The organism is Streptomyces spororaveus (assembly GCF_016755875.1).
GTDB classification, from domain to species: domain Bacteria; phylum Actinomycetota; class Actinomycetes; order Streptomycetales; family Streptomycetaceae; genus Streptomyces; species Streptomyces spororaveus.
This window is the reverse complement of sequence record NZ_BNED01000005.1, coordinates 4,253,079-4,269,026: the sequence shown is the minus strand read 5'-3', so window position 1 is coordinate 4,269,026 and position 15,948 is coordinate 4,253,079. Positions and strand designations below refer to the sequence as shown.

General features: G+C 72.7%; 16 protein-coding genes. 3 read left to right on the top strand and 13 right to left on the bottom strand.

Features of this window, described 5'->3' with window-relative positions:
• Positions 1–34 precede the first annotated feature (34 nt).
• Complete coding sequence (locus Sspor_RS21535) at positions 35–1,588, bottom strand: VWA domain-containing protein (RefSeq protein ID WP_308445547.1); 1,554 nt, start codon at positions 1,586–1,588, stop codon at positions 35–37.
• A 312-nt stretch (positions 1,589–1,900) separates the two neighbouring features.
• Here Sspor_RS21535 and Sspor_RS21530 point away from each other — a divergent pair, with 312 nt between their 5' ends.
• Complete coding sequence (locus Sspor_RS21530; RefSeq protein ID WP_202200596.1) at positions 1,901–3,988, top strand: PhoX family protein; 2,088 nt, start codon at positions 1,901–1,903, stop codon at positions 3,986–3,988.
• A gap of 82 nt (positions 3,989–4,070) precedes the next feature.
• Here Sspor_RS21530 and Sspor_RS21525 read toward each other — a convergent pair whose 3' ends face one another.
• The 4 genes from Sspor_RS21525 to Sspor_RS21510 form a co-directional block, all read right to left on the bottom strand.
• Positions 4,071–5,360, bottom strand: a complete 1,290-nt coding sequence (locus Sspor_RS21525; protein ID WP_202200595.1) for a sensor histidine kinase — start codon at positions 5,358–5,360, stop codon at positions 4,071–4,073.
• Positions 5,348–6,049, bottom strand: coding sequence for a hypothetical protein (locus Sspor_RS21520; protein ID WP_237403958.1), 702 nt, complete (start codon positions 6,047–6,049; stop codon positions 5,348–5,350). Before Sspor_RS21520 ends, Sspor_RS21525 begins: the two co-directional genes overlap by 13 nt.
• A 108-nt stretch (positions 6,050–6,157) precedes the next feature.
• Complete coding sequence (locus Sspor_RS21515) at positions 6,158–8,152, bottom strand: FUSC family protein (protein WP_202200594.1); 1,995 nt, start codon at positions 8,150–8,152, stop codon at positions 6,158–6,160.
• An 82-nt stretch (positions 8,153–8,234) separates the two neighbouring features.
• Positions 8,235–9,062, bottom strand: a complete 828-nt coding sequence (locus Sspor_RS21510) for a hypothetical protein (RefSeq protein WP_202200593.1) — start codon at positions 9,060–9,062, stop codon at positions 8,235–8,237.
• A 179-nt stretch (positions 9,063–9,241) separates the two neighbouring features.
• Here Sspor_RS21510 and Sspor_RS21505 point away from each other — a divergent pair, with 179 nt between their 5' ends.
• The gene (locus tag Sspor_RS21505) at positions 9,242–9,649 is read left to right on the top strand and encodes a hypothetical protein (protein ID WP_202200592.1); all 408 of its coding nucleotides are present in this window, start codon (positions 9,242–9,244) and stop codon (positions 9,647–9,649) included.
• A 69-nt stretch (positions 9,650–9,718) separates the two neighbouring features.
• Here Sspor_RS21505 and Sspor_RS21500 read toward each other — a convergent pair whose 3' ends face one another.
• From Sspor_RS21500 to Sspor_RS21475, 6 genes are all read right to left on the bottom strand, one after another.
• Positions 9,719–9,943, bottom strand: coding sequence for a hypothetical protein (locus Sspor_RS21500; RefSeq protein ID WP_202200591.1), 225 nt, complete (start codon positions 9,941–9,943; stop codon positions 9,719–9,721).
• 57 nt (positions 9,944–10,000) lie between these two features.
• Positions 10,001–10,384: a hypothetical protein gene (locus Sspor_RS21495; RefSeq protein WP_202200590.1), complete on the bottom strand. Its 384-nt coding sequence runs from the start codon at positions 10,382–10,384 to the stop codon at positions 10,001–10,003.
• A gap of 114 nt (positions 10,385–10,498) precedes the next feature.
• The gene (locus Sspor_RS21490; protein WP_202200589.1) at positions 10,499–11,098 is read right to left on the bottom strand and encodes a class F sortase; all 600 of its coding nucleotides are present in this window, start codon (positions 11,096–11,098) and stop codon (positions 10,499–10,501) included.
• Positions 11,099–11,319: 221 nt separating this feature from the next.
• On the bottom strand, positions 11,320–11,568 hold the full coding sequence (locus tag Sspor_RS21485) for a hypothetical protein (protein WP_202200588.1): 249 nt from the start codon (positions 11,566–11,568) through the stop codon (positions 11,320–11,322).
• 21 nt (positions 11,569–11,589) lie between these two features.
• Entirely contained in the window at positions 11,590–12,357 is a 768-nt protein-coding gene (locus tag Sspor_RS21480) for a CbtA family protein (protein WP_202200587.1), read from the bottom strand.
• 50 nt (positions 12,358–12,407) lie between these two features.
• A complete protein-coding gene (locus Sspor_RS21475; protein WP_150258425.1) occupies positions 12,408–12,623 on the bottom strand; it encodes a CbtB domain-containing protein in 216 nt (71 codons plus the stop codon).
• 189 nt (positions 12,624–12,812) lie between these two features.
• Here Sspor_RS21475 and Sspor_RS21470 point away from each other — a divergent pair, with 189 nt between their 5' ends.
• Complete coding sequence (locus Sspor_RS21470) at positions 12,813–13,277, top strand: histidine phosphatase family protein (protein WP_202200586.1); 465 nt, start codon at positions 12,813–12,815, stop codon at positions 13,275–13,277.
• 58 nt (positions 13,278–13,335) lie between these two features.
• On the opposite strand, the gene pucL is transcribed toward Sspor_RS21470, so the two are convergent.
• Both pucL and Sspor_RS21460 read right to left on the bottom strand, forming a co-directional pair.
• A complete protein-coding gene (gene pucL / locus Sspor_RS21465) occupies positions 13,336–14,253 on the bottom strand; it encodes a factor-independent urate hydroxylase (RefSeq protein WP_202200585.1) in 918 nt (305 codons plus the stop codon).
• A 282-nt stretch (positions 14,254–14,535) separates the two neighbouring features.
• Complete coding sequence (locus Sspor_RS21460; protein WP_202200584.1) at positions 14,536–15,885, bottom strand: aspartate aminotransferase family protein; 1,350 nt, start codon at positions 15,883–15,885, stop codon at positions 14,536–14,538.
• Positions 15,886–15,948: the final 63 nt, after the last annotated feature.

The following is a 15,948-nucleotide window of genomic DNA, read 5'->3' as shown; positions in this document are numbered from 1 at the left end:
CTTCGCCGTGTGCGGCCGATGCGGCGGACCGGTGTCAGAACCGGTCGAGAACGCCCTTGAGGAGAGCCGACGAGGTCAGCTCGGTGGGGGCGGGACCGGCGTGGAAGAACCCGGCGTTCTCGGCGTCCAGCTTGCGCAGGAAGTCGAAGGCCTTGGCGTCGTGGTCACCGAAGGCCACGAACTGCCAGTGGATCTCCGGAGCGGTGGTGGCGGCGTCGGCCAGTGCCTGGCGGGCGGGCTGGCGGTTGTCGGGGGCGCCGTCGGTCTGGAAGACGACCAGGGCCGGACCCTCGCCGCCGTCCTTCTGGTAGCGCTCCAGGACGGCCTCGACGGCCACGTGGTAGCTGGTGCGGCCCATCCGGCCGAGCTCGGCGTGGCGGGCCTCGACCCAGGCGGCGTCGTAACCGTCGAGGGCCAGGTCGGCGGTGCCGTCCACCTCGGTGGAGAAGAACACGGTGTGCACGGTCGCCGCGCCGTCGAGGTGCGCGGCGAGGGCGAGGGCGTGGTCGGCGAGGTACTGGGCGCTGCCGTCCTTGTAGAACCCGCGCATCGACCCGGACCGGTCCAGCACGAGGTACACCTTGGCCCGGGCCCCGGCCTTCCCCTTGCCCCGCAGCACCTGCCCGGCGGCCTTGTAGGCCCCGGCGACCTCGGGAGCCCGCCGCCGCACGGCGGCCGCCCCCGTCGCGGCCCCGGCCTGCTCCTGCGCCTGCGGCGCGTCCGCGTCCGTCTGCTCCGCGGCGGCGGTGGTGTCCGCCTCCGGCGCCGTGGCCTCGGCGGCGGCCGGCTCGGCCTCCGGCGCGGTGTCGGGCTCGGCCACGGGCTCGTCCTGCGCCTGCGCCGGCTCCGCCGCGGGGGCGTCCTCGGCCTCGGGCAGGTCCGCGGCGGCGGGCGCTCCGGCGGAGGCCTCGGCCTGCGGCTCGGCCGCGTCGGTGTGCTCCGCAGCGGCGGCCGGCTCGGCCTCCGGCTCGGCCACGGGCTCGTCCTGCGCCTGCGGCGCGTCCGCGTCCGTCTGCTCCGGGGCGGCGGTGGTGTCCGCCTCCGGGGCGGTGGCCTCGGCGGCGGCCGGCTCGGCCTCCGGCTCGGCCACGGGCTCGTCCTGCGCCTGCGGTGCGTCCGCGTCGGCGGCTGCCGACGGGGTCGGCTCCGCCGCAGGGGTGTCCTCGGCCTCGGGCTCCGCCTGAGCGGCGGCCGGGGCCTCGGCGTCGGCCTGCTCCGGGGCGGCGGTGGTGTCCGCCTCCGGGGCGGCGGCCTCGGCGGCGGCCGGCTCGGCGGCGGTGGTGGCCTTCGCCGGAGGGGACGGCTCCGCCGTCGGCGTGGGGGATTCGCCGCCGGGCTTCGCCGCAGGCGCGCGGCGGGCTTCCGGGACCGTGGGGTCCGCCGCCGGGGCGGGGGCGGTGAGGACCGTGCCCGGTTCGCGGTCACGCGGGGTGGATTGCGGGGGAACCGTCGGGTTGTCGAAGGACGCCGCCACCAGTTCGGCGGCGACGTCCAGAGGGGTCCGTTCCGCCTGGTTCGGGACGGCGGCCGAAGGGGTGTCCGTAGTCTCCTGAACGGATTCCGCGGACCGTCCGAATACCTTGCGCAACAAGCTCCGAATACCCATGGGCCAGGCCTTTCGCATGTGTGCGTGCGTCATTTGTCCGTGCTGCGCGGATGATCCCTGCCCAGAGTGGACACGTAAGGTTATCGGCCGCCCGGCTGGATCTTCGGCAGGGGCGCCTTTCGTGGCGCCCGGCTCCCACACACCCGCACACGCTCCGTGAACTGCCGCTCCGACGTGCCGGGTTCACCGACCGTTCATCCCCGCGCCGCCGCTTCGGCGCAACCCGGGCCTACCGTCGCGGCTGGATCGTACCGACGCGTTGTCGGGGCCCACGCAGCTACTCGGAGGACACTCGTGCGCAAGCTTCTGCCGTTCATCGGCAACCCGCATGGGAGCGGCCGGTCCGCTCTCACCTGTCGTTACCGCTGTGGCGACGCCTGCTTCCACGAGGTGCCGAACACCAGCGACAACGAGTACGTCGGCGATGTCATAGCCCGTGCCTACTCGCGCCGCGCGATGCTGCGCTCCGCCGCCGTCGTGACGGTCGCCACCGCCGCCGGTTCCGCCGTGGCGCTCGGCGGCTCGGGCCAGACCGCCCACGCCACCCCCTCCGCCGATGCCGCCGCGGCCGCCGCGGGCAAGGGCGGCGAGGCCGCCCGCGGTCTGCGCTTCAAGGCCGTCGCGCCGAACACCGACGACAAGGTCACCATCCCCGAGGGCCACGAGCAGAACCTGGTGATCCGCTGGGGCGACCCGATCGTCAAGGGCGCCCCGGGCTTCAACCCCGACAAGCAGACGGCCGCCGCGCAGGCCGGTCAGTTCGGCTACAACAACGACTTCCTGAGCCTTCTCCCGCTCGGCGGCGACTACGAACGCCAGCAGCTGCTCGTGGCCAACCACGAGTACACGGACGAGAACCTCATGTTCAAGGCGTACGACCCGGCCAACCCGACCCGCGAGCAGGTCGAGATCGCCTGGGCCGCGCACGGCCTGTCCGTGGTCGCCGTCCAGGAGGACCACCGCAGCGGCAAGCTGACCGCGATCAGCCGCCACCAGCTCAACCGCCGGCTGACCGCCACCAGCGAGTTCCGGCTGACGGGCCCGGCCGCGGGCAGCAGCCTGCTGAAGACCTCCGTCGACGCCACCGGCACCAAGGTGTTCGGCACGCTCAACAACTGCGCCGGCGGCACCACCCCGTGGGGCACCACCCTCCACGGCGAGGAGAACTTCAACCAGTACTTCGCCAACGCCGGACAGGTCACCGACCCGACCCAGGCCGCCCGCCTGAAGCGCTACGGCATGACCACCGGCGCCACCGAGCGCAAGTGGGAGCGGTTCGACAAGCGCTTCGACGTGGCCCAGGAGCCCAACGAGTCGCACCGCTTCGGCTGGGTCGTCGAGCTGGACCCGTACGACCCGAACTCCGTCCCGCGCAAGCGCACCGCCCTCGGCCGCTTCAAGCACGAGGCCGCGCAGCCCCGCCTGACCGAGGACGGCCGTCCGGTCGTCTACATGGGCGACGACGAGCGCTTCGACTACTTCTACAAGTTCGTCTCGTCGAAGCAGATGAAGAAGGGCAACTCCCGCGCGGCGAAGGAGCACAACCTCACGCTGCTCGACGAGGGCACCCTCTACGTCGCCAAGCTCACCGGTGACTCCCCGGCCGCCGAGATCGACGGCACCGGCAAGCACCCCTCCGACGGCGAGTTCGACGGCTCCGGCGTCTGGATCAAGCTGGCCACCGGCAACGTCTCGCACGTCGAGGGCATGACCGCCGAAGAGGTGTACGTCTTCACGCGCCAGGCCGCCGACAAGGTGGGCGCGACCAAGATGGACCGTCCCGAGGACGTCGAGCCCTCCCCGCGCACCGGTCGCGTCTACATCGCGCTGACCAACAACACCGACCGCGGCAAGCCCGGCAAGGAAGGCCCCACCGAGGCCAACCCGCGCAACCTGAACAAGCACGGCCAGATCCTGGAGCTCGCCGAGAACTTCGACGACCCGGCGGGCGACGGTTTCGCCTGGCGGCTCTTCCTGGTCGCCGGTGACCCGAACGACCCGGCCACCTACTTCGCGGGCTTCCCGAAGGACAAGGTCAGCCCGATCTCCTGCCCGGACAACGTGGCCTTCGACCCGCACGGCAACCTGTGGATCTCCACCGACGGCAACCAGCTCGGCTCCCACGACGGCCTGTTCGGCGTCGCGACGGCCGGTGAGCGCCGCGGTGAGCTGAAGCAGTTCCTGACCGTTCCGCGCGGCGCCGAGACCTGCGGCCCGCTCGTCCAGGACAAGCGCGTCCTGGTCTCCGTCCAGCACCCGGGCGAGATCGACGGCGCCTCCGTCGAGAAGCCGCAGTCGGTGTGGCCCGACGGCCCGGGCAAGATCGTCCGCCCGGCGGTCGTGTCCGTCTGGCGCAAGGACGGCCGCAACATCGGTGTCTGACCGGACCAGTTGACCCGTGGGGTGTGTTTCACGTGAAACACACCCCACGGGCACCGGATCCGCTCGTTTCGTGCAAAACCGCTCAATCCCCTGGCGGCACCCTGCCGACGGGGAGCCGGAGCGTCGTCACCGCGCCCCCGTCGGGCGCGTTGGCGAAGCCCACCGCGATCTCCAGCACGGCCGCCTGCCCCATCACGATCGTGAGGCCCAGTCCGTGACCGCGCCCGCGGCCCGGGTCCCCGGTACGGAACCGCTGCGGGCCCTGCTCGATGAGTTCGGGCGGGTAGCCGGGTCCGTGGTCGCGGACCACCACCACCGGGCCCTCCACGGTCACCTCGACCGGCGGCCGGCCGTGTTTGCCGGCGTTGACCAGCAGGTTGGCCAGGATCCGGTCCAGCCGCCGCCGGTCGGTGACCACCACCATGTCCTGGACGACCCGTACCGAGGCGGCCGGCTCGCCCTCGGGCGCGGCCCCGCTCCCTCCGGCGGCCGCGGCGACGGCCCGCTCCACCGCCCGGCCGAGCTCCACCCGGGCGAGGTCGGCGCGTTCGACGCCCGAGTCCAGCCGGGAGATCTCCAGCAGGTCCTCGGTCAGCAGGTGCAGGGCCCTCAGCCGGTTGTTGATCATCTCCTTGGGGCGGCCCTCGGGCAGCAGCGCCGCCGCGGCCAGCGAACCGGTGAGCGGGGTGCGCAGCTCGTGCGCGACGTCCGCCGTGAAGCGCTTCTCCGCCTCCAGCCGGCCCTGGAGCGAGCTCGCCATCGAGTCCAGCGCGTGCGCCACGTCCCGTACCTCGTCGCGGGAGCCGCGCGGGCCCGCATCGTCCCCCTCGTGCGGGAAGTTCACCCGGGCGTCCAGATCCCCGGCAGTGATCCGGCGGGCCACGGCGGCCGTGGTCGCGAGCCGGCGGCTGATCCGGTCGGCGAGGAACAGACCGGCCAGCGCCACCAGCCCGGCCGCGAGGATCGCGGAGGCGAGGATGGCGGTGTCGATGTCCCGCAGCCGCTCGCGGGTGCTCCCGAAGGGCAGCCAGACCGCGAGGGCCTTGCCGTCCGCGGGTCCGGCCGCCCACATGACGGGCTTTCCTCCCTGCACTCCGACGATGCTGCCGGTCTGGCCGCTCGCGACGAGCTCACGCAGTCGCCGGGGGAGGTCGGGCGGGTCGAACACGGCGTTCACGTCGCCGTGCGCGGTGCCGTACTCGTAGTGGCCCAGGGCGTGGTCCAGCTCGGTGGCGGCGGCCTTGCGGACCTCCCCGACCATCTGCCGGGCGACCACGTTGTGCACCAGGATGCCGAGTGCGAGGGCGACCATGCAGCACACCATGGTGGTGGTCAGCGCGATCTTCCAGCGCAGGCTGCTCAGCGCGCGCATCGCGATCCCGCCTCGCCCGCCGGGTTCCGCTTCAGACCCGGGCAGTCGTCGAGGGTGAGCTGGGACAGGTTCATGATCCCGGCCTTCGGGTCCCACACGTAGTCGGAGACGGCCACGTAGTCGGGGTTCGTCGTGGGCTCGCGGACCGCCAGGTGCTCCGCGGCCACCTCCACGCCCTCCAGCACCCCGCGCCGGGACAGGATCCGGGCGATGGTCCCGTCGTCCTGAACGGTGTAGACGCGCAGCTCGCTGAGCCGGCCGTCGATGTCCAGGGCGGTGATGAGCTCCTCCCGGCCGTTGCCCGTCAGGTCGTGCAGGACCCCGGGACGCACCGGGCAGTCGGGGCCGCCGTCCACAGCCTGTGTGCACAGGGCGAGGCGCTGGACGGCGCGCGGATCGACGAGCCGGCCGGTCCCGCCGTCCTGCTCGGCGGAGGAGGTGATGTCGGCCCGTACGACGGACAGCGCGTCCACCCCGCGCATGCTCAGGTCCGTCACCTTGGGAAGGCCGGGAACCACCGCGGCCGTGCCCGGCTTCTGGTCCGGGGCGGGCGGGTCGGGGCGGATGTCCTTCCACAGGCTCTTCGGGGCGTGCACCGTGCCGAGATCGCCCTCGCTCTGCAGTCCCTCCACATCGGCGCACCCCGCCAGCAGTACGGCGAGGACCATCACGGCAGGGACGCGGCGCATGCTCCGATGCTGCCCCGTCCGCCCCCGCCCGGCCCGGGAGGCGACCCATTCGGGGGACGCCGGTCCCGGACCGGCCCCGGACCCGTCCCGGGCGGGGACGGCGGCGGGTCAGGACTCCGGCCGGGCGATGGCCAGGGCCGCCGCGATCTCCTGGTGGACGGGGGCCAGCACGCTCGTCGCCGCGCCCTCCGGCTCCGCGTCGACCCGGACCGGGACGGTGCTGCTGCGCACCCGGTGCGCCAGCTCGTGGAGCTGCCGCGCGATCGACTCGACCTCGTCGGCGGGGGGTGGGGCCGCGCCGTGGTTGACCCGGACCCGGGCGGCGGTGGTCGCGTCCACGATCCGCTCGACGGCGACCACCAGCGGCCACCAGGCGGCGGCCCGCGCCCCGGTGGGCGGCGGCTCGGTCAGCGCCCGCTGGAACTCGCTGCGTACGCCCGACAGGTCCCGGTAGATACGCCGCCGGGCCTGGAGCCGGGCGGTCCGTGCCACGGCGAACGCGGCCTCGTCGGCGACGGGGGCGAAGGCCCGTTCCACGTAGCGGGCGGCGTCGTCCACCGTGTCGGCGAGTCGGTGCCCGATCCGGGTGTGCCAGCTCTCGGGCCACAGCAGGTAGCCGAAGACGAGGGTGATGGCGCAGCCGATCAGGCTGTCCACCAGCCGGGGGCGGATCAGGTCGAAGCCCTGGTGGTTGAGCAGGTCCGAGAGGAGCAGGATCACCGGGGTGATCGCGGCGGTCTGGAAGGCGTACCCCTTGGCGGAGAAGGCGGGGATCAGCCCGGCGAGCACCACCATCACGGGGACGTCCCACCAGCCGCGCGGTACCTCGGAGAGCACGGCGGCCGCGATGACCAGCCCGCCCGCGGTGCCGAGCGCGCGCAGCACGGCCCGGGAGAAGACCGAGCCGAAGTCGGGCTTGAGGACGAAGGTGACGGTCAGCGCGACCCAGTAGGACCGCTCGACCTCGATCACCGATACGAGGCACTGCGCGATCCCGATGCACAGCGCGAGCCGCAGCCCGTACCGCCAGGAGGCCCGGGACAGCACCATGTCGCGTACCGCCCGCCGGGCCCGGACCCGCAGCGCGGCGGGCCGGCCGAGGCGGTCGTCCACGTTGTTCAGGTCCGGTTCGGCGACGTGCACGATCTTCGCGGCGTGGCGCAGGGCCGCGTCGACGGCCCGTTCGGCGGGGGTGTGCGCGGCGGGCAGTTCCAGCAGCGGGGTCCCGGTGCGGCCCTCCTCGACGGCGTCGGCCAGTTCCCGTACGGCCGCCGGGATCTCGGGGGGCAGCGGCCGGCCGCGCAGGTGTGCGGCGGGTGCGGCCTCCACGAGCGGGATCACCACGTTGAGCTGGGCCAGCAGCCGCACCAGCGTGGGGCTGCGCCCGTGCACCCGGGCCCGGCGGCCGAGCACGAGGTCGTAGGCGTGGTTGATGGCCTGGGTGACCTGCTGACGGCGTTCCTCGTACACCTCACCGGGGCCGCCGGCGGCCTCCAGGGCGTCGGCCAGCGCCCGGTAGGTGTCGGCGACGGCGGTGCGTTCCGGCCGGCGGCCGCGCAGCGGCCAGCCCAGCAGGGTCAGCGCGAGGACGAACAGTCCGCCCGCGGTCAGCAGCAGCGGTGCCGTCCACCAGGGTTCGGGCAGCGGCAGCCCGGCGCCGATCACGGCGTTGAGCAGGAGCAGCAGTCCGGACACGGAGGCGACCGTGCCGATGGAGGAGATCATCCCGGAGACGAGGGCGATGAGGGTGAGGGCTGCGACGGCCAGCCAGCCGTGGCCGTACACCAGGGTGCCCAGCGCGACTCCGACCGCGCCGACGACCTGGGGGACGGCGATGTTCAGGACGCGCATCCGGTAGGCGTCGGCGGTGTCGCCGAGGACCCCGGCGAGGGCGCCCATGGAGGCGAGCGCGCCGTATTCGGGCTCGTCCAGGGCGAAGCCGACCGCGAGCGGGACGGACATCGCGACCGAGGCACGGGCCACGGCGGCCCACGGGATCGGGGCGGTGCTGGGCTTCAGACCGCCCAGCAGCCAGGCCGGCGGGGCCAGCGGATGGTGCCGGGCTCGCCGCGAAGGTATGTGTTCGGTGCGTTCGGTGCTCATTCCCGCTTCCGTGCCCGCCGCTCGCGAATCGGCTCTTCTGGGATCTTCTACGTGGTTCTGCGCGTGTGGGTACCTTCCGAGCTTATGGGGTGCGGCGTAGTCGGCCCATCACCCATGCGGCGAGTACGGCGGCGAGCCCGATCAGCAGCACCACCCAGGCGGTGGTGCGCAGGTACGCGGTGAGGGCGTCGTACACCGCGCCGGCTGCGGGCCGGTCGATGTCGGCGGGCAGATCGTCCAGGGTGAGCCGGCGGCACACGTCCACCGCGAGCCACAGCAGTCCCGCCCCGACCGCCAGTCCCACTCCGGTGGCCATGACGGCGCGCCGCCGGTGGACCGCGACGGCGATGGCCGCCGCGGCCAGGACCAGGGTCAGTACGGGAAGCCAGACGCCGGCGACCTGAAGCATGTGGAAGCCCTTCCGGAGAGCGGCGAGGTTGTCGTACTCCATGACCTTCACGGTCAGGTGGGTCACCGGGATGCGGTCGGCGAAGGGCACCTCGTCGGCGACGAGATCGCCCCTGACCTGCGCGATGACGGGCGCCAGGTCGATGGTGAGGGCGTCGCCGTGGCCGGTGGTGAGGGCGTCGAGGAAAGCCACGTGGGCGGCGCGGTTGGCCGCGTCCCAGGCGGTGCGGTAGGCGGCGGTGCCGGCGAAGGAGTGCAGGGCCTCGCCGAGGAGGGTGTCCACCCCGATCTGGAAGGGGCCCGCGTCGATCTGCCCGGCGAGGGCGCGCGAGACCTGGGTGACGACGACCTCCTGCACCTTCGGGTTCTCGGCGAGGGGGGACATGGCGGCCGTGTACCGGTCGGCGTCGCCCAGCTCGCGGTCGGCCCAGTACGCGACGGCGCTCGCGGGCACCAGAAGGGTCACGAGCACGATGAGGACCGACGACAGGATGGTGCGCACGTCACCAGGGAATGCGAACACGGGAGCGGCCGCGAGCGGTGTTGCTGCGGGCGGGTGGTGGGACGCCTGGGCCCGAGCGGCTGGGCGCCCGGCTCGCCGGGCCGTGGGCCGGACCGCTGATCCACTTGCCGGTCGGGGGCGGGGGGTGTGCCCTTGAGGATGGGAGAGAGGAGCCCGTCATGGCACATGCGGCACCCAGCGCCTTCGGGCGGCAGCAGCGGCGGACGGCGAGCAAGACCCACCTGCACAAGAGCGCGTTCGTGGGGCCGCTGCTCCTCGGACTCGTCTACGGAGTCTGGGCCGCCTTCATCGAGCGCCAGGCGGGTCCGGTGACCACGGCCAACGTCTTCTACGGGATCCTCTGCGGCGTGATCTTCGCAGGGATCATGTTCGCCCTGGCCAGGGTCGGTCCCCGGATGATGCGCGAGGTCCACGCCGCCGCCTACGGAGCCTTCGGCGGCATCGCGGTGGGCTATCTGCACAGCCTCACCGACCAGTCGATCCTCAAGTCCGTGGTGGTGGGCCTCGCCGTCGCCGCGGGCGTCGGCGCGGCGGCCTTCTACCGCTACTACACGCACGAGGACTGAGCCGGCCGCCCGCCGGGACGCGCCAGGAGCGCCGGTACCCCCGGCGCTCCTGGCGCGTCCGCGCGGTTCCTACGCGGCCGAATCCGCGGGGGCGGCCGCGGGGGCGGTTCGCCGCGGTTCGCTCTCGGCCTCGACGGCCGTGCCCGTGCCCGTGGCGGTGGCTCCGGGCGTGGCTGTGGCCGTGGCCGTGGCCGTCGGTGACGCGGCCGGCTCGGTCTGCCGGACCGGCGGGGAGAACCGGGTGACCTCGGCGCGGAGCATGGCGTTCAGTGCGGCGTACGGGTCGATGGGCATGGCGGAACCTCACGGTGCTCAGGGGGGTGTGGGGGCTGCGTTCGGACCTCGGTCCGCTCAGCAGCGCAGGACCACACTCCGCACCGTCCGCCGGGACAGGGCCGGTTCGGCCGCCTCCGCGGCGGGTCCGCGCGGCGCGTCAGCCGGTTGTTCCACGTGAAACACCGCGAGCGGTGCCCGTCGTACGCCGGGCAGCCCGCGCGTGAACGTCCGTACGGCCGCCCGTGCCTCGGGGTCGGTGGCCGGAGCCGGATCGGACTGGCCCTCGCCGGGCTCGGGGGACTCGGCGGGGGCGCCCGGCGCGGCGGGCGCGGTGGAGGCGGGGCGGAACTCGGCGGCCGAGGCGCCGGCCGGACCGGCGCCGAAGACGCACAGCAGCACGACACAGGCCACGGTCAGAGCCCTGGCCAGTGCCGAACGTGCTGGATGCCTCCCGCTCATGCGAGGGGTGTGCCCCGCCGCGCCGGGCGACTCCCGTCCGGACCTCAAGAAGCCCCCGACCGGGGGACGAAGACACCCCCCACGGCTGACAGACCGCCGACCGGGCCGGTCGGCTCAGCGGGTGCGGCGCTGCCCGGTCAGCCGGGCCAGCACGGCGGTCTCACCGTCGACCAGCCGCAGCTGAGCCCGGGCGGGCCGGCCCTCGTGACCGGAGGTCCTGCCGGGGGAGATCCGTACGACGGTGAACACGGCCGTACGGCTGTCCGCGCGGGGGATCTCGATGGTCCGGCCCCGCCGCAACTCGCCGAGCCGAAGCCCTTCAACGGTCACCACCGCGGTACCTTCCGCACCCGGTGCCGGTCCCCCCGTGTCCCAGGCGACCCCGGCGCGGTCGCCGGTCAGCGGTACGTCCACGCCCAGGCTCGGGATGCGCAACCGAAGGGGCCGCGCGGCCCGCAGCGGTCCCTTGACCGCCCGCAGCGGCCCGGGGGCGGTCCTCGGTGACCGGGCCCCCGTGCCGGGGGTGTGTTCGCCGGACTGCTCCAGCTCCCGCACCAGCCGGCGGTGGCCGGACAGCCCCAACGCCCGCGAGGGCAGCGAGTCGTCGGTGGTCACGGCCGAGGGCCGGGCACCCTCGGTCCGCTGCAACACCGCGATTCCGGTGGACAGCAGAACCACCGTCAGCGAGGCGACGACCCACTGGGCGCGGGGCATGGGATTCCCTCCTGTCCGGCACGGACGGCCGGGTCATGTGAGCAGTGGACACCTCCTCTGCCCATCGGCACCCCGTGCAACACGGTGGACTGACATGACGTCACGGGCGTGTCGTCGCCCGTTCGGGGAGTCTTCGCAGATCGTGACGGGTCCACCCGCCGGATGCCCGGGCCGGCGGCCATGCGCCCGAACGGGTGAGAGCCCGATCGGCGAGGCACCCCTTAGGCGCACATGACGAAGGCGGCCGTGCCCGCTCCCATCAGCGCGCCGGCCAGGTGCATGGCCGGGTGGCCGTAGTCGCCGTACCAGAGGTGGCGGGCCAGGCCGCCCAGTGCGGCCAGCGCGGCGATGATCCCGATCTGCCCGAAGAGCGTGACGGCACAGCAGGGGGCCAGGAGCAGCAGGAGCGAGTTCAGCCAGAACGGGGCCGCGCCCGTCCAGCCCCGCCACTGCCTGATTGCCGTCGCCATGTACTACCGGCCCCCTCGTGCTCAACTGGTCGGCTGCACAGCCTCCTTGCGTGCGGAGGCGGGCACAAGGGCCCGGTCGGCTAGAAAACCGAATGCCAGGCCGAAAGTCGTCCACAGTGCCGTCTGGATGGCCAGGGACGCGAGGCGGAACTCCCAGATCAGCGCGGCCGGGAAGCCCGCCGGGACCTCGTCGATGCCGGGCAGCACGGCGTACGAGACGCCGATGACCAGGACGAAGGCCGCGCCGGCGACGACCGACGCGTTCCAGTTGCCGAGCTTCGGCGCGAGCCGTCGCCCGAGGATCAGTGCGCCGGCCGCCACCAGCACGCTCAGGGTGATCATCAGGAGGTAGAGGGCGGTCCGCCGGGCGGCGGTCTCGGGGTCGCCCACGGCGGGGGGATTGGCGGGGTACTTGAAGAACGGCACCAGTGTCACGGTGACGTACAGACCCCCGGTGACCAGTGCGGCCGTGGCCCGGGGGCCGAAGCGGCCGATGCGGCCCAGGGCGAAGCAGTAGACGAGCGCGGCGATGCCGCCGAGCGCGACCGCGTAGAGCAGTACGCCCGTGCCGAGGCCGGCCGTGGCCTGGAGGGCCCGGCTGACCGGCGCGTCCTCGCCGTGGTCGTGACCGGCCGCGGCGGCTTCTTCGATGGCGATCGCCGCGTCCACCTTGGACTCGCCGAGAAGGTAGGCGACGAGGAACGCGGCCACGCCGGCCAGCAGGCCGGCGAGCATGCCGCGGACGAGCAGGGTGCGGGGGGAGACCCCACCCGGAGAAGTGGAAGTCATCGGTTCTGTTCCCTTGCTGAGACGTCGGACGCCGGTTGGCGGCAGGGGAGTCAGTGGCAGGGGAAACCGAGCAGGTGGCGGCCGTCGTGCAGCCATTCGTGGATGGTCTCCCCTTCGAAGACCGAGGTGGCGCCCTGCTCGGCGCCGACGAAGTACAGCAGGACGAGCATGAGGATGCCGACGAACACGGCCCAGGGGGCCAGTGCGGAGAGCGAGATGGGGGCGACGGCGGGTGAGTTCGTCGTGGGCACGGCGGAGTGGGCCATGGCAGAACCTCCAGAGGGAACACGCGTCCCGGTCAGTGGTGCTCGCTACGACGGTGGCGGGTCTGACTTTCCTCCCCCCTCCGGGAGGTTTCACAGTGGCGCGACCGTGCCGGATTCTCACCGGGCTTCCGTCGTTCCGTCGTAGGTCAATTGAACCATTTGCGACCGTACCGCGCTTACGCTCCCCTTATGAAGACCCCGTTGGTACGAGTTCGACTGGTCAGCTTCCCTCTGGACGCAGACGCCCGTCAGGGCCGCTTCGGTCACGCCCGGCCGTGCCCGGGCCACGAGGGGCTGCGTGGTCTCGCCACGGGTGAGTGGGCCGGGCGCACCCTGGACGAGGTGGCGGGCCGGGATCCGGCGGCCGTGCGGGCCTGGCTGTCCGATGCCGCGTACGCGCCGCCGGGCGGGGAGTCCGTGGACGCGCTGATCGCCCGCGTCGGGGCGGAACTGGCGGGCCTGGCCGAGGGCACGCACCGGTTGGTGGTCGAGCAGGCCGTCGTACGGGCGGCCGTGGTGCACGCCCTGGAGCTGCCCGCGGCGGCTTTCTGGCGGCTCGACGTACGGCCGGAGTCGGTGACCACCCTCACCGGGCGGTCGGGGCGCTGGAACCTGCTGATCGGCCAGAGGCAGGACGAGCAGCAGCCGGGGTGAAACGATTCGGCCCGGACCCCGCGACGCGGTCCGGGCCGAACGGGCGGTCAGCCGCGCGTCACGCGACGATCCAGTCGGACGTGGCGATCACCGGCTGCACGCCGTCGCGGTGGATGGTGCCCTCGATCAGGCCGTACATGCGGTCCGCCGCGAAGTAGACCTCGTTGTCGTTCTTGAGGCCGAAGGGCTCCAGGTCGACGAGGAAGTGGTGCTTGTTGGGGAGGTTGAGGCGCACTTCGTTGACCTTGGGGCAGTTGTCGAGCACGCGCTCGGCCATCTGGTTCAGGGTCTGCTGCAGCGAGTACGAGTACGTCTCCGCGAAGGCTTCCAGCAGGTTCTTGCGGACCTTCTTGTAGGCCTGGTCCCAGTCGTACCCGGCGTCGTCGGCGGCCAGCGCCGAGTGCGCCCAGCGCGCGGTGACCTTGGTCGCCAGGATGCGGTCGTACGCCTCCTGCAGGGTCGTGTACTTGTCCTTGATGTAGCCGTGGAACTCGGAGTTCGTCGAGTTCATCACCGTCAGGTCCTTCAGGCCCGAGATGACCTGCAGGCCCGTCGTCTCGCTGTAGGTGATCTGCGCGGTGCGCACCTCCTGGCCCTTGCGGACGAAGGAGTGCTGCTCCTTGCGCGTGGGGACCGGGATGCGGTCCCACACGTACTCCTCGATGCGGATCTGGGCCTCGCGGATCGGCTGCTGCGAGGAGACGAAGTGCTTGGCGAGCAGGATGCCGAAGGCCTCGGGGGAGTCGATGCCGTGCTCCTTGCCGAAGGCGTACACCGTGTTCTTGGTGGTGTCGGTCGGCAGGCAGTTGGCGTTGTCGCCGGTGAGGTGGACATCGCGGAATTCACCGCGGAGCGCGACCGAGACGTTGAGGTCGCGGATCTCGTGCCAGGAACCGTCGCCGCCCTTGCGGGTGACCTTCACGATGCGGTTCTCGGCCTTGCCGTACTGGTTCTGGGCCAGGACGTGCTTGCTCATGCTGTCTTCCTTCGGGTACTCGGGAACACGGAGTCCGGTCGTCTGGATCCCGTACGCCCGGCGTCCAGCGCCCGCCCGAATCAAGGACGTCCCGCTCCCCGCCGTTCGGCCCCTCGCCGAGGGACCGCCCCGGGCCTGACGTGCATCCCGGTTCGTAGGTGCTTGGCCTGGTGTGCGTACTGAGGCCTGAACGGATTGCAGCACGCGCACGGGCGGTTGATCCCCGTACAAATCCTCCGAACACCAGCGCCCACGCCTTGGGCGACCCCACAGACGTGCAGGTCAGGCGGTGTGCGCATCCGCCACGGTGAGGGCCTCGTCGAGGATCTCCAGCCCCTTGGCCACGTCCTGCGGCGAGATGTTGCACGGCGGCGCGATGTGGATGCGGTTCCCGGCGAGGAGCGGCCAGAGCCCGCCCTTCTTGCACGCCGCCCCGAACTCGGCCATCGGCGCGTTCTCGGCTCCCGAGGCGTTGTACGGGACCAGCGGCTCGCGGGTCTCCTTGCTCCGTACGAGCTCCAGGGCCCAGAAGGTGCCGAGCCCGCGGACCTCTCCGACCGAGGGGTGCCGCTCGGCGAGCGCGCGCAGGCCGGGACCGAGCAGATCGGCGCCCGTGCGGGCGGACTGCTCGACGGTGCCCTCCTCCTCCATGACGTTGATCGTCGCGACGGCGGCCGCGCAGGCCAGTACGTGCCCGGAGTACGTCAGCCCGCCCGGGTAGGGCCGGCGGGCGAAGGTCTCGGCGATGGCGGCCGAGATGGCGACTCCGCCGAGCGGGAGGTATCCGCTGGTCACGCCCTTGGCGAAGCAGATCAGGTCGGGGGTCACGTCCCAGTGCTCGGAGGCGAACCACTTACCGGTGCGCCCGAAGCCGACCATGATCTCGTCCAGGACGAAGACGATGCCGAAGCGGTCGCACAGCGCGCGGACGCCGGCCAGGTAGCCGTCCGGGTGCACGAGCACGCCCGGGGCGCCGCCCACGGTCTCCAGGATGATCGCGGCGATGGACTGCGGCCCCTCGAAGACGATGGTGTCCTCAAGGTGGCGCAGGGCCCGCTCGCACTCCTCGGCCTCGGTGGCCGCGTAGAAGGGCGAGCGGTAGGCGAACGGCCCCCAGAAGTGCACGACACCGGCGGTCGCGGAGTCGTTGCCGAAGCGGCGGGCGTCGCCCGTCAGGTTGATCGCGGTGGAGGTGGCGCCGTGGTACGAGCGGTACGCGGACAGCACCTTGGGCCGGCCGGTGTGCAGCCGGGCCATGCGGACGGCGTTCTCGACGGCCTCGGCCCCGGCATTGGTGAAGAAGATCTTGTCGAGGTCGCCGGGGGTCCGCTCGGCGATCAGCCGGGCCGCCTCGGAGCGAACGTCCACGGCGAAGCCCGGCGCGACGGTGCACAGCTTGGCCGCCTGCTCCTGGATGGCCGCGGTGACCTTGGGGTGCTGGTAGCCGATGTTCGTGTAGACGAGGGCGCTGGAGAAGTCGAGGAAGCGGTTGCCCTGGTAGTCCCAGAAGTACGAGCCCTCCGCGCCGGCCACGGCGAGCGGGTCGATGAGCTCCTGCGCCGACCAGGAGTGGAAGACGTGCTTCCGGTCAGCGTCTTTCACGGCGGCGAGGGCGTCGGCTTCTGTGTTCATGAAATGAGGGTAGTTGTCCATGATGTGGACGGGGCGGGGTCGGCCTCCGGCCCGGGCCGTCCC